Origin of the sequence: Streptococcus massiliensis DSM 18628, from assembly GCF_000380065.1 — a bacterium.
In the GTDB taxonomy this organism is placed as follows: domain Bacteria; phylum Bacillota; class Bacilli; order Lactobacillales; family Streptococcaceae; genus Streptococcus; species Streptococcus massiliensis.
The window spans coordinates 1-18,994 of the sequence record NZ_KB904376.1 but is presented as its reverse complement, the minus strand read 5'-3'; the positions used below and the strand labels follow the sequence as shown (position 1 = coordinate 18,994).

20 protein-coding genes and 1 pseudogene are annotated in these 18,994 nt (G+C 40.9%); 5 read left to right on the top strand and 16 right to left on the bottom strand.

What is annotated here, in order from left to right:
• Nucleotides 1–515 precede the first annotated feature (515 nt).
• The 16 genes and pseudogenes from rpsD to apf all read right to left on the bottom strand — a co-directional run bounded on the left by rpsD (nt 516) and on the right by apf (nt 15,696).
• Nucleotides 516–1,127 carry a 30S ribosomal protein S4 gene (gene rpsD, locus A3I3_RS0103275; RefSeq protein WP_018371312.1) on the bottom strand — a complete coding sequence of 204 codons (612 nt, stop codon included), beginning with the start codon at nt 1,125–1,127 and terminating at the stop codon, nt 516–518.
• 178 nt (nt 1,128–1,305) lie between these two features.
• Nucleotides 1,306–1,434: pseudogene (locus A3I3_RS10795) on the bottom strand (ABC transporter ATP-binding protein); the annotation flags it as partial.
• A gap of 8 nt (nt 1,435–1,442) precedes the next feature.
• Complete coding sequence (locus tag A3I3_RS0103270) at nt 1,443–2,681, bottom strand: MFS transporter (protein ID WP_018371311.1); 1,239 nt, start codon at nt 2,679–2,681, stop codon at nt 1,443–1,445.
• A 283-nt stretch (nt 2,682–2,964) separates the two neighbouring features.
• The gene (locus tag A3I3_RS0103265) at nt 2,965–3,837 is read right to left on the bottom strand and encodes an Rgg/GadR/MutR family transcriptional regulator (RefSeq protein WP_018371310.1); all 873 of its coding nucleotides are present in this window, start codon (nt 3,835–3,837) and stop codon (nt 2,965–2,967) included.
• A gap of 50 nt (nt 3,838–3,887) precedes the next feature.
• Nucleotides 3,888–4,613 (bottom strand): ABC transporter ATP-binding protein, encoded by a 726-nt coding sequence (locus tag A3I3_RS0103260; RefSeq protein ID WP_018371309.1) that lies wholly within the window; start codon nt 4,611–4,613, stop codon nt 3,888–3,890.
• Entirely contained in the window at nt 4,600–5,604 is a 1,005-nt protein-coding gene (locus tag A3I3_RS0103255; RefSeq protein WP_018371308.1) for an ABC transporter substrate-binding protein, read from the bottom strand. The genes A3I3_RS0103260 and A3I3_RS0103255 overlap by 14 nt, the downstream gene beginning before the upstream one ends.
• A 26-nt stretch (nt 5,605–5,630) precedes the next feature.
• Nucleotides 5,631–6,389 carry an ABC transporter permease gene (locus A3I3_RS0103250; RefSeq protein WP_018371307.1) on the bottom strand — a complete coding sequence of 253 codons (759 nt, stop codon included), beginning with the start codon at nt 6,387–6,389 and terminating at the stop codon, nt 5,631–5,633.
• Nucleotides 6,352–6,642 carry a thiamine-binding protein gene (locus tag A3I3_RS0103245; RefSeq protein WP_018371306.1) on the bottom strand — a complete coding sequence of 97 codons (291 nt, stop codon included), beginning with the start codon at nt 6,640–6,642 and terminating at the stop codon, nt 6,352–6,354. Before A3I3_RS0103245 ends, A3I3_RS0103250 begins: the two co-directional genes overlap by 38 nt.
• A 240-nt stretch (nt 6,643–6,882) precedes the next feature.
• Entirely contained in the window at nt 6,883–7,182 is a 300-nt protein-coding gene (locus tag A3I3_RS0103240; protein ID WP_018371305.1) for a Veg family protein, read from the bottom strand.
• Nucleotides 7,183–7,185: 3 nt separating this feature from the next.
• Complete coding sequence (dnaB, locus tag A3I3_RS0103235; RefSeq protein ID WP_018371304.1) at nt 7,186–8,538, bottom strand: replicative DNA helicase; 1,353 nt, start codon at nt 8,536–8,538, stop codon at nt 7,186–7,188.
• A gap of 23 nt (nt 8,539–8,561) precedes the next feature.
• Nucleotides 8,562–9,014: a 50S ribosomal protein L9 gene (gene rplI / locus A3I3_RS0103230; RefSeq protein WP_018371303.1), complete on the bottom strand. Its 453-nt coding sequence runs from the start codon at nt 9,012–9,014 to the stop codon at nt 8,562–8,564.
• Nucleotides 9,011–10,987, bottom strand: a complete 1,977-nt coding sequence (locus tag A3I3_RS0103225; RefSeq protein WP_018371302.1) for a DHH family phosphoesterase — start codon at nt 10,985–10,987, stop codon at nt 9,011–9,013. Before A3I3_RS0103225 ends, rplI begins: the two co-directional genes overlap by 4 nt.
• A gap of 271 nt (nt 10,988–11,258) precedes the next feature.
• On the bottom strand, nt 11,259–13,172 hold the full coding sequence (gene mnmG / locus A3I3_RS0103220) for a tRNA uridine-5-carboxymethylaminomethyl(34) synthesis enzyme MnmG (protein WP_018371301.1): 1,914 nt from the start codon (nt 13,170–13,172) through the stop codon (nt 11,259–11,261).
• 47 nt (nt 13,173–13,219) lie between these two features.
• A complete protein-coding gene (locus A3I3_RS0103215) occupies nt 13,220–13,678 on the bottom strand; it encodes an NUDIX hydrolase (RefSeq protein WP_018371300.1) in 459 nt (152 codons plus the stop codon).
• A 129-nt stretch (nt 13,679–13,807) separates the two neighbouring features.
• A complete protein-coding gene (gene mnmA / locus A3I3_RS0103210) occupies nt 13,808–14,929 on the bottom strand; it encodes a tRNA 2-thiouridine(34) synthase MnmA (RefSeq protein WP_018371299.1) in 1,122 nt (373 codons plus the stop codon).
• Nucleotides 14,930–15,150: 221 nt separating this feature from the next.
• The gene (apf, locus tag A3I3_RS0103205; protein ID WP_018371298.1) at nt 15,151–15,696 is read right to left on the bottom strand and encodes an aggregation-promoting factor; all 546 of its coding nucleotides are present in this window, start codon (nt 15,694–15,696) and stop codon (nt 15,151–15,153) included.
• 228 nt (nt 15,697–15,924) lie between these two features.
• Between apf and sdaAB the strand changes: the two genes are divergently transcribed.
• The 5 genes from sdaAB to A3I3_RS0103180 form a co-directional block, all read left to right on the top strand.
• A complete protein-coding gene (gene sdaAB, locus A3I3_RS0103200; protein WP_018371297.1) occupies nt 15,925–16,596 on the top strand; it encodes an L-serine ammonia-lyase, iron-sulfur-dependent subunit beta in 672 nt (223 codons plus the stop codon).
• Between the two features lie 8 nt (nt 16,597–16,604).
• Entirely contained in the window at nt 16,605–17,477 is an 873-nt protein-coding gene (gene sdaAA / locus A3I3_RS0103195) for an L-serine ammonia-lyase, iron-sulfur-dependent, subunit alpha (protein ID WP_018371296.1), read from the top strand.
• Nucleotide 17,478: 1 nt separating this feature from the next.
• Nucleotides 17,479–18,054, top strand: a complete 576-nt coding sequence (locus A3I3_RS0103190) for a histidine phosphatase family protein (protein WP_018371295.1) — start codon at nt 17,479–17,481, stop codon at nt 18,052–18,054.
• Nucleotides 18,051–18,683, top strand: coding sequence for an HAD hydrolase-like protein (locus A3I3_RS0103185; RefSeq protein ID WP_018371294.1), 633 nt, complete (start codon nt 18,051–18,053; stop codon nt 18,681–18,683). Before A3I3_RS0103190 ends, A3I3_RS0103185 begins: the two co-directional genes overlap by 4 nt.
• Before the next feature lie 95 nt (nt 18,684–18,778).
• The coding region (locus A3I3_RS0103180; RefSeq protein ID WP_018371293.1) for a helix-turn-helix domain-containing protein at nt 18,779–18,994 on the top strand (216 nt) is incomplete at its 3' end.

The window sequence follows — 18,994 nt, the reverse complement described above, 5'->3', positions numbered from 1 at the left end:
CTATTCCATGTATAAACAAATTTTAATACTATAATGTAAGTAGGATGTCATGACAAATAGGAGGCGGGCTATGATTATATCTTTCTTTTTATCTCTCATTTTTCTCATTGGTCTTCTTATTCTTCTTTTCCTTATTATTCATTTGATCAAACAGTATCGCAAATAATAATTCTAAAAAACAGGCTGCACAAAGACAGCCTGTTTTCTTATGTAATTCTTCCTGTCAGCAGAAGTTGTGATATTTTTTCCAATAACCTTGATTTCTTTTTAAAGCGAAAGTTTTTAATTGTCAAATCTGCCTGTGGGCTCACTTCTACTATCTTGTGATTTGAAATCTTAAACTGTCTCATATTTGTTCTTCCTTTCCTTGAGTAACTCTATCATAACAAGCCACTATTAAGGAAAGATAACAAACAGACGACGTTCTGTGACAATATTTCAAAAAGAATAAGATTAACCCAGCTCATTTTCAAAACAAAAAAAGACTGGGAAACCCAATCTTTTTGTAATCGAAATTAAAGTTGTTTGTTGTAGTATTCAACGATAAGTGCTTCGTTGATTTCTGGATTGATTTCATCGCGTTCTGGCAAGCGAGTGAGTGATCCTTCCAATTTTTCAGCATCAAATGATACGAAAGCTGGACGTCCAAGAGTTGCTTCAACTGCTTCAAGGATAGCTGGCACTTTAGCTGATTTTTCGCGAACAGAGATGACTTGACCGACAGATACGCGGTAGCTAGGAATATCCACGCGTTTGCCGTCCACAAGGATGTGACCGTGGTTTACGAATTGGCGCGCTTGACGACGAGTAGTTGCAAGTCCAAGACGGTAAACAACATTGTCCAAACGGCGTTCAAGAAGAGTCATAAAGTTGAAACCAAGGGTTCCTTCTTTGATTTTTGCAGCTTGTACGAACAAGTTACGGAATTGTTTTTCACCAACACCGTAGGTGAAGCGAAGTTTTTGCTTTTCAGCTAATTGCAAACCGTATTCTGACAATTTGCTGCGGTTGTTTGGTCCGTGTTGACCTGGTACATAGTTACGGCGAGCAAGCTCTTTACCTGTACCTGTCAATGAAAGGCCGAGACGACGTGCTTGTTTCCAAGACGGTCCTGTATAACGTGACATGTTATGTCCTCCTGATAGATTATTTTTGAGGGAAATAATCTTGAGCAAACCTAATTCGTGCAGATGCCCTTCGCCTAAACAGCCAAGGTTACTTGTCTTTCAAGACACCTGTTGACGAGCTTTATTTTGCCCTGCTATTATTTCGCACGAAAGCTATTATAACACATTTAGCTTGAGCTTACAACCCCAAAATCCTTAAAATCTCCTGCTTATAGGCTAGTTTCTGGATTTCTTTGTCTTCGGTATCTGTCCAAGTTAAGTTTAGCTCTGTCACGATTTGCCCGGGACGATTTTTCAAGAGATAAACTCAATTATTCAAGTCCGAGGTTGCTTTGTGGGACGAACTATGGCAATAATCATTGCTATAGCTGCTATGAAACTAAATATTAACCAACATAATTTCATATTGACAGTAGCAAGGAGAGAGAATGCCGCCGTTCCTAGTGGCAAAGTTAGAGTAAAAAGCATTGTCAATAAGCTGTTGCTCTGTGCCAATGTATCTGCTGGAAGATTAGCCATAAGAAGAGCATCTAACTTAGGCATAGATTTCCCCATCAAATAAGCTGCCAAAAACAGAAGAATTAGCCCCAACCAATCGGCAATTCCTGAAAGATTTACTAAACCAACAAGTGTAAATAAAATACTATTACAAGAAAGCAAGAAAGAAAAAGATTGCTTACTAAAATAATCATTAGTCACTAAACTTCCTAAAATAGCTCCAACAAGCATGATAATCTCTATCGCTAGTAAAGATTGACCATAGCTCAATCCTAATAAAGTGTGTTCCAAAAAGTAAAAATTATAAATCCCTGTAATTGCCCCACCAACTGCATTCATTAAAAGAATTGCTGATAAGAGCCTAATTAAAGAGGTGCCTTCTGCCTCTTTAAAAATCCTTTCCATTTGTCTAAAATTTACATGTAAGAGAACAAACAAGGATTCCTTTTCCTTTTTCTGAACTGGTTCATGTGTTAACACCTGACGATGACGCAAGAGGACAATGGAAGAAACTAGAAAAGATAGAGCATTTACCAAGGCCACCAAAGCAAAATTATTTCCAGATGTTGTCAATAACCAAACTCCAAAAGTTTGACCTGCGATATTACAAATATAAGATGTAAATTGAGTAAACGAATAAGCTACATAAAGGTCATCTTTTGCCACATTATTTTGAATAATAGGCATTCTCAAACCAGCTGAATAATCACTCAATATATCCGTTACTAGATTTATAATACACACTGTAGAAAAAATCAAAAAAGTTTGATTGGCAATAATAATCGCGACTAAGAGAAAAAGAACAGCCTGTATAAAACCTATAACAAGAAGGTTTCGAGCCTTTTTTTCTGTTCGATCAGCCTGAATACCTACAAAAAAAGTAAACATGGTTGGCAATACCATAATAAGATTAGCAATAAAAATTGCTATATTTTTATGAGGCATACTGGCAGCATAAATCACGAATACAAGATTATAAATATAAGAACCTAAACTACTCAGCATACGTGAGATGGTTATCACTCGGTAGAGTGGATTTGTTTTTAAAAGACGCATTCTTTTCACCTATAATTTCTTTATAATGTCCTACAACACATAAGAGCTCTTTTTGCAACTTTTCATCCTTATCAGACAGGATTGCACAACTTATCATTAACTCTTTTGTTATGCTTTTACCATTCATTTGATAAAACTAGTATAGCTGATTTTTACCATCTTGCTGATTCTTTGAAAATATTCAAAGAACTTTTTTATACAAAAAAAACTAGTCTAAGGCTAACCCCTACACTAGTTTTGTATAAATTATTTATTCCTAAAAATAATATGTGTTTGCATTTATTCAAATTTTCAATATGGCTTTCAGCCCCTCTTCATAGTAATCAGCACTTTCTGTACAGTTCAATAGTCGAAAGATTCGAATTGCATCTTTCATTTTAGAAACTCCTTGTGCTTGATTTCCCTTGACGTGCTCAAACTGTCCTGTTGCAAATAAATGTACAGTCCTGAGATACATACTATTTTCTGTAAAAGAATACTCCTCTATTTTCTTCTGGAAATACGAAGCGCGCATACTATTCTTTTCATCAATCGACTTAAGAAAACCATTTAGTAAAATTGATTGAATGTAGGTTCGATGCTCCTCTAGGCTTACAAAAAAATCGACTCTTTGTAACATTTCCCTCGTATAGCGAAAATAAAGATCTAAGTTCAAAAGAGGCGAAACATCCGCAAAAAAACTCAACTCATAAAGTCCCCATATCTCAACAGAAAAAAGATAGTCATATAAGAAAGATAATTCCTCCGACGTAGCTTCAATACTCTCATCAAACATAACCATATGACCTTTGATAAGGATAGCATTCAACAAATGATAAGGTTGTTTAGGATTGGCTTGATAATTCGTAATTTCTTGTTCATATAATTTAGTTAGACTTTCTTGATCTTTTTTTTCCTGATAATGCCAAATTTCTCTCTTTAAACGAGTATAAGCTGTTGGTTTAAAACCTCTTACTAGATAAACAAATTCCGACAAGTCTGTACGTATATTTTCAAGTGCAACCAGTAGTTTCTGAGCAGATAAATCAGATTCTCCATTTTCAAATCGGCTGAGCATAGAATATGAAAATTGATCTCCTGTAGCTTCTTTTAACGATATATTTCTTCCTATCCGCAATTCCTTAAAAATCTGTCCCATGTGAAATAAATCTTGCATACCTTACTCCTCTCTTTTAATCTCATTATAACAAAAAGTTGGAGTAGTTTTTACTCCAACCCCAAAATCCTTAAAATCTCCTGCTTGTAGGCTAGCTTTTGGATTTCTTTGTCTTCGGTGTCCGTCCAAGCCAAGTCTAGCTCTGCCACGATTTGTCCGGGACGATTTTTCAAGAGATAAATCCGGTCACTCAGAGTCAACGCTTCCTCAATGCTGTGGGTGATAATGAGAGTCGTCAGGCCCAGCCGCTCGTGAATATCCAGATACCAGCGGTGCAGCTCCATTTTGGTCAATTCGTCCAAGGCAGAAAAAGCCTCGTCCAGCAAGAAGAGCTTGTACCCAAAGAGATAGGTACGCAGCAAAGCCACGCGCTGCCGCATGCCGCCTGACAGTTCATGCGGATACTTGTCCCGCACACCGTCCAGCTGAAAGGTAGACAAAATCTCATCTGCCCGCTCGAACGCTTCTTTTTTGGGCACTTTTTGAATGAGCAAGGGCAGGACAACATTGCCAAGAACGGTCTTGTGCTCCAGGAGCAAGTCCTTTTGCAGCATGTAGCTGACCCGCCCCTTGGGATTTTCTTGGTCGTCAAGGATGATTGAGCCTGCCTGCGGCTGCAAAATCCCTGCAATCAAGTTAAAGAGGGTCGTTTTGCCCACGCCGCTCGGCCCCAAAATAGAGACAATTTCGCCCGAAGCCACTTGCAGGCTTATATCCTGTAAAATTTTTTCGCTATCGTAAGCATAGTTTACATTTCTAATCTCAATTTTTGTCATCTTTCACAAATTCGTTGGTAAATCCTTTGTCTGTCAGGTCTTTTTTGACCAAATCATTGTCTTTTGCCCACTTGTAGAAAGCATTCCAGCGGCTTGCATCAAATTGCCCCCAGCTTTCTTTCTTTTCAGCGTATTGCTTGGAGAGATATTGCTGCGACTCAAGGACAAAATCACGCTTGCTTTTGAGCTCTGGTGCATTTTTAATGAGCATATCAGCCGCTTCTTCTGGATGTTCCATGGCATACTGATAGCCTTTTTTAATCGCCTGAACCAGCTTTTTGGCTTCCTCTTTATGGTTTTTCAGATAGTCGTTGTTGGCGATAATCACTGGCGAATAGTAGTCAAATTCTGGCACATAGTCGCGCATGTAGAAGAAATAGGTCTCCATTCCCTGCGACTTAGCCATGAGCCCGTCCCAGCCGTAGTAAATCCAAGCCGCATCAAAAAGGCCATTTGCAATCGGCGTCGTTGAATTGGAGTCATTGTTAGGAACTTTTTCCACTTGGTCAAAAGCAGCGCCTTGCGACTCAACCAAAGTCTTTATCATGCCCAGCTCAATCGGGTCATTCCAAGTGCCGTATTTTTTGCCAGCCAAATCTTTGGGACTCTTGATATTGGCAGATTTTTTGGAAATAATGCCTGAGGTATTGTGCTCAACCAGAGCAGCTACTGCTGTAATCTCTGCCCCCTTTTCCAACTTTTTCGCCATGGAGTCTTGAAAATAAATCCCAAAAGGCGCCTTGCCGTTGATAATCAGGTCAGACGTACTGTCCTCGGGCGGCAACTTGATGTCCACATCCAGTCCCGCTTCCTTAAAATAACCCTTTTCTTTGGCCACATAAAGCCCCGTATGATTGGTGTTGGGTGACCAATCGAGGATAAAATCAATTTTCTGCCCAGCAGCAGACTGCCCACCCTTTTGCCCACAAGCAGCTAGCAAAACAAGCAAGGCTACACTAAAACTTGTCCATAAAAATCGACATTTTTTCATGATGTTCTCCTTTTTTGTGGAAGAGACTAGGCTCTTTTCCATTTAATGACGTATCTTTCACTGACATCGACTAATTTCATGCCCAGGAGGCTAATCAGCGAAATCAGAATAATAATGGCAAACATGGTGTCGTACTGAAAAAGCTTTTTAGACTGAATCATATAGACACCGAGCCCTTCAAAACCGCCCAGCCACTCCGACACAACGGTTGTGACAAAAGCGTAGGAAACGCTGACCCGCAAGCCCGCGTAAAAATAAGGCAGACAGGCTGGAATTTTAAAATGCCAGAGAATTTGCCTGCGATTGGCTCGCATGAGCTGAAAGAGCAGAAGCGTGTCCTTATCGCAATGCCTAAAACCGTCGAGAATGCTGACAATGATTGGAAAGGTTGTTGTCAGGATAATAAGGACAATCTTAGGCAAGATACCATAACCCAGCCACAGGACTAAAATTGGCGCCAAGGCAATAGTCGGAATGGTCTGCACCACCACCATGAGCGGATAAATCAAATCATTGAGCCAAGATAGGCTATCCATGAGCACAGCTAGCAGACAAGCGATTAACACGCCTAAAAAGAGCCCCAAGAGGGCGACTTTCAAGGTTGCCCAAGTATGAAAGGCGAGGAGCGAACTATCGCGCCCAAAAGCAGCCAAGATTTCCAAAGGCGTCGGTAAAATAAACTTGGGCAGCAAATGCAGAAAGCCCAGTAACTGCCACAGTAAGAGCAGAGCTAGCATTCCTAGCAGGCTAATCTGCTGTCGTGCGATATTTTTCAAGTTTTTCATCAATTGATAAAATCTCTCCATAATTTATTTTCACATTGGCAAAGATATTGTCCGCTTCTTCTCCTGCCAGTTCTATAGCTTGTTGGAGAATATGGATCAGCTCTTCCCACTCTCCTTCTAGAACAGTTTCAAAGGGTGTGACAACCGTTTTCACTTGTTGTTGATTTAAAAAATCAATGACCTTGTCAATCACAGCCAAGCGACTTTCGCCTGCCGTCAAAGGTAAAATTTGTAAAGCAATGCTCGCCTTCATTTCATTTTCTCCTATAACAAAAACGCGACTTTCCTATGAAAATCGCGTCGCATGATTACCTCATCAAAATAGATGATACTAAGTTTTAGCATCAAATCTTTTATTTCCCTACGCTGGCATTACCCAGATCAGGTGCGGTCGAAGCTTACACTTCCTCTCAGACTGTACACAGACTCCCATATATTGTATATTCATGATAGCGCAAACATGACTAAATGTCAACCGTTTTGCTTAGGATAGCTATCCTTTCAATTCAGCTGCTTCTTCATCAGTCAGATAGCGGATCAGATTCTTTTCCGTCAAAATATCTGAATACGTATAAGATTCCACGTAGGTCGTTGAGCCTTCAACAGGGATGGACCCATCTTGAGTATATTCCACGATAAAAAGGGATGGATAAACCTCTGTTAAACGGCCAATTTTATCCTTTTGGCGCTTACGGCCATTCTCTAGAGTCATGGACACAAGTCCACCCTCATGATTTTTAATATCCTCTTTGATTTTTTTCATTTTTGCAACATCTGTGAATGCATCACTCATACTTTAGCCCTCCCTTTTGGAAATACTTGAAAATTTATTATACTCTTTCTGGAAAATTAACTCGACTGTCCCACGCGCCCCACTCCGGTTTTTCTCAATGATGACTTCAACCTTGTTGTTGGGAATAGCATTTTCGTCTCCACCGTTCCGCTCGTAATAATCATCACGATAGAGAAAGGCAACGATGTCCGCATCCTGCTCAATTGAGCCCGACTCACGAATATCTGACAGCACGGGGCGCTTATCCTGACGTTGCTCCACACCACGCGAGAGCTGACTGAGAGCAAGCACAGGAACTTTTAATTCCTTAGCTAAAATCTTTAATTGACGCGAAATTTCAGAAACTTCCTGCTGACGATTTTCCCGCCCAGTTCCTGTAATCAACTGCAAATAGTCAATCAAAATCAAACCCAGATCCCCTGTTTCTTGAGCCAGCTTACGCGCCCGCGAACGAATCTCGGTAATCCGAATCCCCGGTGTATCATCAATATAAATCCCTGCGCCAGCCAAATTTCCCTGAGCAATAGTATACTTCTGCCATTCTTCCTCGGTTAATTGTCCCGTCCGAATGGAGTGCGACTCAATCAAACCTTCAGATGCCAGCATCCGATCGACCAGACTTTCAGCCCCCATCTCTAAAGAAAAAATCGCCACTGATTTATTTAACTTAGTTCCGATATTCTGAGCAATGTTGAGGGCAAAGGCTGTCTTCCCCACAGCGGGACGAGCTGCCAAAATAATCAGTTCTTCTTCATGCAAACCAGTCGTCATACGATCCAATTCTGGATAACCCGTCGCAATTCCTGTAATGCTAGATGACTGTTGCGAACGCACTTCAAGGCTCTCAAAATTTAGATTAAGAATATCCTTTATATTTCTGAAACCACTGCGGTTGGCATTCTCGCTAACATCAATCAATGCTTTTTCGGCACTCGCAATGATTTCATCCGCCGAATTTGCTGCTTCATAAGCCTGATTGACAGACTCTGTCAAACGCGAAATCAGGCGACGCAAGGTCGCCTTTTCTGCAACAATTTTAGCATAGTATTCTGCATTGGCGCTGGTCGGTACTGCATTAACTACTTCAACTAAGTAAGTCAAACCGCCGATATTTTGCAAATCATCTTGGCTGTCTAAAATATTTCTGACCGTCGTTGCATCAATGGCATCTCCACGATCCGCCAAGTCAATCATGGCCTTAAAAATCAAGCGGTTAGCATATTTAAAGAAGTCTGTTGGTTCGATATACTCTCGCACAAAGACCAACTTACTCTCATCCAAAAAGATAGCGCCTAGCACAGACTGCTCCGCCAAAATATCTTGCGGCTGCAGCCGCAATTCTTCTATCTCTGCCATAGCCTCTCCTTAATCCTGATAAACTATCCTTCCTTAACGCTAAGATTGATGACTCCTGTTACATCTTGATAAATTTTAACTGGAACATCAATCAAACCAATCGCCCGAATTGGATGATCTACTTGAATATTTCGCTTATCAATTTTAATTCCAAATTGCTTCTGTAATTCCTCAGCAATTTTCTTGCTGGTAATTGAGCCGAAAGTCCGACCGTCTGGTCCCACTTTTTCGGTAAATTCGACAACCGTCGCTTCTTCTTCCAATTTGGCCTTAATTGCTTGTGCCTCTGCAACCATTTCTGCATGAGCTTTTTCTTGCGATTTTTGTTTACCGCGCAACTCGGCAATCGCTTGAGCTGTCGCTTCTTTAGCAAGATTTTTCTTAATCAAGAAATTTTGAGCGTAACCAGTTGGTACCTCCTTAATCTCACCCTTTTTCCCTTTACCTTTAACATCCACTAGAAAAATAACCTTCATTCTGGGGTCTCCTTATCTTTTGTTACTTCACTGACAATTAATTCTGTTAATTCCCGAGCAATATCGTCGATGGTTCTACCTTCAATCTGCGCAGCTGCCAAATTAAAGTGACCACCGCCGCCCATTTCCTCCATAATCCGCTGAACATTCACCTTGCTACGACTACGAGCGGACACAGACACATTTCCCTCACTTGTTCGACTAATCACAAAGCTCGCCTCAATCCCCGACATAGCTAACATACTATCAGCTGCTTTACTGATAGTCACCGTTGAGTAAACTTTATCCTCATCTGCCTTAGCCACCAAAATATCTGGCATAATCTTCTCACCCTTGAGAATAAGTTCATTAACAGCTTTATACTCATTAAAGTCCGTTGCAGCAATATCTTGTATCAGAACACTATCACTACCGCGTGTGCGTAAATAGCTAGCCACATCAAAAGTCCGACTGGTCACACGTGAAGTAAAGTTTTTAGTATCTAACATCATTCCAGCCATGAGGACACTAGCCTGAATCTTGCTTAGGCGATTTGCTTTCGCCTTTTGAAATTGGATTAATTCCGTCACTAATTCACAAGCTGAACTTGCCCCACTCTCAATATAGGTGATAAGAGCATTATCTGGAAAATCTTCATCCCGCCTATGATGATCAATCACAATTGTCTGACTAAAAAGGGAATAAAACTCTCTTGATAGGGTTAAGTGTGTTTTAGAATGATCTACCATTATGAGGAGTGAACGCTTGGTTACCATAGCCATTGCCTCTTGAACCGGCAGAAGACTTGTCACCCCATCTGCGATTAGTTTGTTAACTGCTCGCTCAATATCTGGAGCCATCTGCTCAGGATCATAAACGGCATAAGTTCGATCAATAACATTCCCAGCGAAAACCTGCATCCCCACAGCCGATCCCAAGGCGTCCATGTCTAGATTTTTATGACCGACAATAAAAACCTGATCCACACTTCTAATTTTATCCGATATGGCTGTCATCATCGCTCGCGTTCGCGTTCTAGTCCGTTTAACAGCGGAAGCAGTACCCCCACCGAAATAAACAGCGTTTTTGCTTTCATCATTTTCCTTGACAACAGCCTGATCTCCTCCACGTACCTCTGCCATGTTGAGATTCAAAAGAGCCACACGACCAATTTCATCGTGCTTTCCATCACCATAAGAAAAGCCCATACTAAGTGTCAATGGCAGTTCGCGTTCTTTCGCTTCTGAACGAAATTGGTCAATAATAGCAAACTTATCGTCCATAAGCTGTTGCAAAACAGTGTAGTCTGTAAAAAGATAAAAACGATCTACTCCAACACGACGGTAAAAAATCTGATAGCGTTCCGCAAATTCAGAAATAAAATTTGCTATAAAACTGTTAATCTGACTAATATCAGAGTCCGATACTGCATCTTCCAAGTCATCATAATTATCAACCGAAACAACCCCAATAACAGGTCGAGTCGTCGCCAAACCAACAGTTGCTTCATACTCATTTGAAACATTGAAAAAATAGACAACATGAGACGCCTGATCCAAATATACCGCATAGCGTTGCTGACCAATCGTTACATAGTGACCCGTTTCCTCGAATGATGATTGAAGGAGTTTTTTGATAATATCCTGATCAAAATCCCCATCATCCGTCGTCAAAATTAATTCTGCATAAGGGTTAAACCATTCAACCTCGCCAGTTTTTTCACTTACCTTGAAAACACCTACCGGCATTTTGTCAAGAAGTGAGGTTAAACTGTCTTCAGCTTGATCATTGATATATTGAATATGCTCGACTTCATTGATCTGGTAGAGCTGTTGTTGATAAATGAAGAGCACTATTAAACCTGTCAAAATAAGAAGAGCAGCCCAAAGAACAGCCATCCCATCGTCAGATAATCTTTCCACAAGGGCTAATATTCCAAAAGAGATCAAACCCAAAATTATAAAGTGAATCGGAGCTAAACGAATTTTTTTCATCATAAACCTCTTGGACGCCATTTTACCATAAAGTGGCAAAAAAAGCGAGTAGCAACTGCCTTTTAGTATAATAACAAAATAGAAAATGATGCTTTTAGTTAAAAATCTTCTTAAACTAAAAGAATAATTATTTACAGCACGTTTACAAGTGTTTCTTTTTTTGTAAACACAGCTTTACAAAAGTGTCAATATTCTATTTTTTCCATTCATTTCAAATGAGTTGTGTAACTTCATATCTAAAAATAATAAAAGGGCCTAATTGGCTCTTTTACTATCTATTTTTTGCTTGATTTTTTGAAATGCTGCGCGATTTCCCTTCTAAGTAGACCATTAAAATAGAGATGTCTGCTGGATTGACACCTGAGATACGACTAGCTTGTCCAATCGTTTCAGGATTGATTTTTTTGAACTTCTGCCGTGCCTCAGTCGCAATCGAGTCAATATCATCCCAGTCAATGCTAGCTGGAATGCGCTTTTCTTCCATTCGCTTCATCTTTTCAACTTGATCCATAGCCTTAGAAATATAGCCCTCGTACTTGATTTCCGTTTCAATCAGTTCAATGATTTTTTCGTCCAATTCTTCTGCCGCTGGGCCAATAAATTTCACTACATCTGCATAGGTCACTTCTGGCCGACGCATGAATTCTTTAGCAGTCACAGCATCCGTCAAAGGTTTGAAACCAAGTTCTACCACCCTAGCATTGGTCTCTGCTACAGGCTTTAACTTGATAGACTCCAAGCGCTTCATTTCTGTTAGGTATTGATTTTTCTTGATTTCAAAACGTTGCCAACGCTCATCATCCACCAAGCCAATGGCGCGACCCATTTCTGTCAAGCGCATATCCGCATTGTCATGACGAAGAATCAAGCGATACTCCGCTCGGCTAGTCAGCAAACGATACGGTTCAATCGTCCCCTTGGTCACCAAGTCATCAATCATCACCCCGATATAGCCGTCACTCCGCTTCAAAATCAGCTCTGCTTTCCCTTGCAATTTCAAAGCCGCATTGATGCCTGCGATAATCCCTTGACCTGCAGCCTCTTCATAGCCAGACGTACCGTTGGTCTGCCCGGCTGTAAAGAGACCAGATATTTTCTTGGTTTCAAGCGTTGCCCGCAGCTGATGTGGCAAAATCATATCGTACTCAATAGCATAACCCGTCCGCATCATTTCAGCATTTTCCAAGCCTTTAATGGAATGAACCAAGTCTTTTTGTACGTCTTCAGGCAAGCTGGTTGACAAGCCCTGAATATAAACTTCCTCGGTGTCACGCCCTTCAGGCTCTAGGAAAAGCTGGTGCCGCTCCTTATCCGAAAAACGAACGATTTTATCCTCAATAGAGGGGCAATAGCGCGGGCCTACTCCCTTGACCACTCCTGAAAACATGGGCGCACGGTGCAGATTGTTTTGAATAATTTCATGGCTGGTTTCGTTTGTGTAGGTCAACCAACAAGGCACTTGGTCTTTGACATAGTCTTCATCACGCGAGGTATAAGAAAAATGATTGGCTTTCTCATCGCCCGGCTGAATTTCCGTCACCTCATAATTGATAGACGAGGCCCTGACCCGTGGTGGCGTTCCCGTCTTGAAACGACCGATTTCCAAGCCCAAATCACGCAAATTATCCGCCAGAGGAATAGAAGCTAAACTATGGTTAGGCCCTGATGAATATTTCAAGTCACCAATGATAATCTCCCCACGCAGAGCTGTCCCTGTCGTTACAATGACAGCCTTTGCCGCATATTTCTGCTGAGTAGCTGTCCTCACTCCAACTACCTTGCCCTCTTCTACCAAAATTTCGTCAATCATAGTTTGACGCAGGGTCAGGTTTTCTTGATTTTCGACCGTTTTACGCATGGCTCTAGAATAAAGTTCCTTGTCAGCCTGAGCTCGAAGGGCACGGACAGCAGGACCTTTACCAGTATTGAGCATTTTCATTTGGATATAAGTTTTGTCAATATTTTTAGCCATTTCGCCGCCCAAAGCATCCACTTCACGGACGACAATTCCCTTTGCCGAGCCACCGATTGACGGATTACAAGGCATAAAAGCCAGCATTTCTATGTTAATGGTTGCTAGTAGAACTTTACAGCCCATACGACTAGCTGCAAGTGAGGCCTCAACCCCAGCATGTCCTGCTCCAATAACGATAATATCATATTCTTCTGTAAACTGATGTGTCATTTTTCTTCCTTTCTTCTATCATTTTGTCAATTTTGTTCACAACTTTGTCAATCATTTTTGGGGATGATATGTAGCAATTCTCCTGAAAAAATTGGTAATTTTTGCTTTAAACAATCTGGAACAACATCATAGTCTGTCAATCTATCAAGCTCAAGCCACTCACAAATTTGCTCTTTCTCATCTCCTTTCATTTTCAAAGGAGGCTCCGTTATTGGACTTACCAAGTAGTGAAACTCAATATTATGGAAATTGACACTATCTTGACAGAACTGATTTTCAACAATAAAAGCAAGCTGCTTAATTTCCACTTCAATTCCTAGCTCTTCTCTCACTTCACGTTTGACAGCGTCTTCTGTCTTTTCGCCAACTTGGATTGCTCCACCAATGGTATAATATTTATTTTTATCATCTTTGGTCAGCAAAATCTGATTATCTTTCACAATCAAGGCTGTCGCTCTGACTCCAAAGACTTGGTTATCTACTCTAGTTCGGAAATCTTGTACCACTTTTTCCTCTATTCCACAAAAAAAGTCAAACCTCAAGAGTGCAGGACAAAAAAACCTGCAACTCTCATGAGCTTTGACCATCACAAGTTTCGCTAATGTTATTGTAGCAAAATCAAAAAATTTGTCAATCTAAATGTACTGCAAAACCTTGCCATTCTTATAGGCATTGTCAATCAGACCACCACCAAGACATTCTGAGCCCTTATAAAAGACTACCGCTTGTCCTGGAGTAATAGCCCTTTGTGGTTCTGAGAAGTTGACAGTCGCCTTGTCACCCTTTACAGTAACTGTCACTTTAGCATCAGGCTGACGATAGCGGAACTTAGCTGTACATTCCAAAGTGAATTCTTCTGGAACTTGATTTGTAAAATGAACCTGACTAGCGTCAAGGCTAGTTGACATGAGATTGTCATGATAGAAACCTTGGCCAACATACAAAATATTTTTGCTAAGGTCTTTCCCAACAACGAACCAAGGCTCATTGTCGCCACCATGCTGTCCGCCAATACCAAGCCCCCCACGTTGACCAATGGTGTAATACATCAGTCCAGCGTGCTGTCCCATATCACGCCCCTCCATAGTCATCATACGACCTGGTTGGGCTGGCAGATAATTGCTCAAAAATTCTTTGAAGTTTTTCTCACCGATAAAGCAAATACCGGTTGAATCCTTTTTCTTAGCGGTTGCTAGTCCTGCTTTTTCAGCAATTTCTCGCACTTGAGACTTTTCTAAATGCCCCAACGGAAACATCACTTTTTGCAACTGTTCTTGCGACAACTGACTGAGGAAATAAGTCTGGTCTTTGTTATTATCAAGGCCACGAAGCATATGGACAATACCATTTTCATCACGCTCCACTTGCGCATAATGACCAGTCGCTACGTACTCGGCTCCTAAAGTCATAGCATAATCCAGAAAAGCCTTAAATTTAATTTCCTTATTACACATGACATCTGGATTTGGAGTACGGCCTGCTCGGTATTCAGCTAGGAAGTACTCGAAAACCCTGTCCCAGTACTCCTTTTCAAAATTGACAGAATAGTAAGGAATGCCAATCTGGTCAGCAACAGCTGCCACATCTTTATAATCTTCGGTCGCTGTACAAACGCCGAATTCGTCTGTATCGTCCCAGTTTTTCATGAAAATGCCGATTACATCATAACCTTGCTCTTTCAATAGCAGAGCAGTCACTGATGAATCGACACCACCACTCATACCAACAACGACACGTGTTTTAGAGTGTTCACTCATAGTGTTCTCCCATCTTTTCGTTATTCACGATTGAAGGTCGTGTTTTTTGCTTTCAACGATTTGAAGGTCGGCTGAAGCAAGCTCTATTATAGCACGATTGAGAAAATAGGACAAATAACAATGATTAAAATTAGAGATTGTCAATCTTATTTACACTTCTGTAAACTATAAAAACCTTGGCTAAGCCAAGGTTCTTTTGTCTTATCGGAAACTTTCTATTTTTAGTACCAGCCGTTAGCCAACCAGAAGTTTTTAGCAGCCGACCATGAACCATAGCGACCCGCTACATAAGCATCTGCGACTTTTTCTTGATTTTCTGGCGATAAATCACCATTCAAATAAGAAATTGTCAGTTGATAACGGCCATAATATTGACCATTTTGTGCGGTGTAACTACCACTCGACTCCTTCTGAGCAATCCATTCTTTTGCTTCAGCATCTGCTGTACTGAGACCTGATGTTGTATTCACTTCTGTTGCGGCTGAAGCTGAAGTCGTTTCTGCCGATGATGTTTGTGTGTTATTTTCTTTAGCCTGATCCAGTTCCAAAATTTGACCAACTGAAATAAAATGAATATTATCAATCTTATTAATCTCAGCAATCTTCTCTACAGTAGTTCCATGGGTTTTCGCAATTTCAGACAGGGTATCGCCTGATTGAACCGTATAGCTGTCAGCACTAACTAGTTTTGGTGCTAAGAAAGCTGCTACCACAGCTAAACCTGCTAAAGTTATTTTTCTTGATTTTTTTATTTGTTTCACATTCATTGTTATTTTCTCCTTTTTTGTGATGTGTCTATCTTACCTTCCTTTTGTTGCAAATAATTATGAATTTAATTAAGAATATTACAGTCAGATTGAAAAGAGAATAAAAGACAGCATATTTATATTTGTTTTAAGAGTATTATAAGAAAAATTAACAATTGAGATCAAAAAAACTACATCATGTCTCCTAACTCTGTTATAATAAAGAAAGACTATATACAAGGAGTAGCTATGAAATCTTTAAGATTCCAATCCGTTTTTGATATTATCGGACCTGTGATGATCGGTCCTTCTAGCAGCCATACGGCAGGAGCCGTTCGTATTGGTAAAATCGTTTCTTCTATTTTTGATGATGAACCGACAGAAGTAGAATTTCAGCTTTTCAACTCCTTTGCGAAAACTTATCGTGGGCATGGAACAGACTTGGCTCTAGTGGCAGGAATACTCGGCATGGATACGGATGACCCAGACATTCCTAATAGCCTAGAAATTGCTCACAAAAGGGGAATCAAGATTGTCTGGACCATTCAAAAGGAGAGCAATGCTCCTCACCCAAACACGACTAAGATAACTATCAAAAATGACCATAAAACCATTAGCGTGACAGGAATTTCTATCGGTGGAGGAAATATCCAAGTCACAGAATTGAATGGCTTTGCAGTTTCACTAAGCATGAACACTCCAACTATTATCATCGTCCACCAAGATGTACCTGGTATGATTGCCCGAGTAACAGACGAGCTATCTCACTACGATATCAACATCGCTCAGATGAATGTAACACGGGAAAAAGCTGGAGAAAAAGCGATTATGATTATTGAAGTGGATTCCAGAAATTGTGAAGAAGCAATTGAAAAAATCCGAAAAATCCCTCATCTTCACAATGTGAATTTCTTCAAATAGGAGGAAATATGTTTTATTCGATTAAAGAATTGGTGGAACAAGCTAGCCTAGATTTTCAAGGAAACGTAGCGGAGCTCATGATTGCTACCGAACACGAACTAACTGGTCGTGAGCGAGACGAAGTTTTGCGGCTAATGAAGCGAAATTTGGAAGTTATGAAAGCCTCTGTTGAACTGGGTTTGGACGAGAGCAAATCTCGCAGCGGCTTGACGGGCGGCGATGCTGCTAAACTACACCGCTATATCCAGACAGGCAAAGCCTTGTCCGATTACACTGTCTTGACTGCTGCTAGAAACGCTATTGCTGTCAACGAGCACAATGCGAAAATGGGCTTAGTTTGTGCCACACCAACGGCTGGAAGTGCTGGCTGCCTGCCTGCTGTTCTCACCTCAGCCATTGAAAAACTTGGGCTGTCAGAAAGTGAACAATTAAACTTCTTATTAGCTGCTGGAGCTTTCGGCTTAGTCATCGCCAACAATGCCTCTATCTCTGGAGCTGAAGGTGGTTGTCAAGCTGAAGTCGGTTCTGCCTCAGCCATGAGTGCAGCTGCTCTAGTTTTGGCGGCTGGCGGAAGCCCTTATCAGGCTAGTCAGGCAATCTGCTTTGTTATCAAAAATATGCTGGGACTGATTTGTGACCCTGTCGCAGGTTTGGTTGAGGTACCTTGTGTCAAACGCAATGCTATGGGGGCTAGTTACGCCTTTATCGCGGCAGATATGGCACTCGCCGGTATAGAGTCTAAAATCCCCGTTGACGAGGTCATTGACGCCATGTACCAAGTCGGATCTAGCCTACCAGCAGCCTTTCGTGAAACGGCTGAAGGAGGTCTTGCCACAACTCCTACTGGTCGTCGTTTACAAGCAGAAATTTTTGGAGAATAAAATGGGAACGACTGTTTATTTTGTTCGTCATGCAGAGCCAAACTATAACAACCATGATGCTATTCAGCGCGAGCTGTCAAGCAGAGGTTTACAAGATGCTCAGAAACTTGTAAACTTCTTTTCAAATATTTCGATTGACGGTTTTTACTCGAGTCCTTATAAACGTGCTGTAGATACCATTCAACCACTAGCTCAAGTTCGTCAGAAAGAGATTGTTTTAGTTGACAACTTTTGTGAACGTAAAATTGACAATGGTTGGATTGAGGATTTTGAAACTTTTTCAGAAAAGCAATGGGCAGATTTTTCCTACAAACTAGAAAATGGGGAATCGCTGGCTCAAGTTCAAAAAAGAAATATCGAAGCTCTAGAGCACTTACTACTGAAAAATGAACAAACGATACTGATTGCCTCACATGGAACAGCTCTGTCAACCATTGTCAACTACTATCAAACTAGTTTTGGTTATGAGAATTTTCAAGAAATCAAACAGGTCTTTCCTTGGATAGTTAAAATGGAATTTGATAACTTGACAAACTTGTCAATCACTTCTTACACAGAAATAGGAGTTCCCTTATGAAATACATTTTTTTCGATTTAGACGGTACGCTCGTTGATAGCTCAAAGGGAATTAAAGCGTCCTTCGCCCATACTTTTCAAAGCCTGGGACAAGAGATACCTGACGAGAGCGTCATTGATAGTTTTATTGGGCCGCCGCTTGAAGTTAGCTTTGCAACGGTTGTCAAGCCAGAGGATGTCTCAAGCGCTATTGATTATTACAGGCAATACTACAAGGAAGAGGGGATTTACGAAGTTGAGCTATACAAGGGTATCCCAGAACTTCTAGAAAGTCTGAAACAAGCAGGTTATAGCCTGTATATCACCACCAGCAAAAACGAGCCAACTGCTCTGCAAATGGCTGAAAATCTACAGATTAACGATTATTTTGCAGGTATTTTGGGCTCACTGCCTCATTCTTACCACAAGGCTGATGTCATCAAGCGAGCCATTAAAGAAAGCCAGGCCGACTTGAGCCAAGTTGTCATCATCGGTGACACCAAGTTTGATATGATTGGTGGAAAAACAGTCGGTATCAAAACACTGGGAGCTCTCTGGGGCTTTGGTAAGAAAGCAGATTTGATTGAAAATGGGGCAGACTTCCTTGCCAGAACGCCACAGGAAGTATTCTCCCTTCTCCAACATTTTTAAGGACAAGAAAAAAACGACCCCAAGGTGAAAAGAACCGCTTATAATGGACAGTATAAAACATGTATGCTACTGTTCTATAAGGAGGTTCTTTTGTTATGGCTAAAAAAGGGAGTCGCTTTACAAGGTATTCACCTGAGTTTAAGTTACAGGTAGTGGAAGACTACCTCAGCGGACAAAGTGGAGGGATGTCCTCTATCGTGAAAAAATATGGCTTAAAATCAGATAGTCAAGTTCGGAATTGGACGAGGAAATATAGAGAAAATCCAACCTTACTCAAGCGAGACTTACGAGGTTCCAAGAGCTCAGGTCGT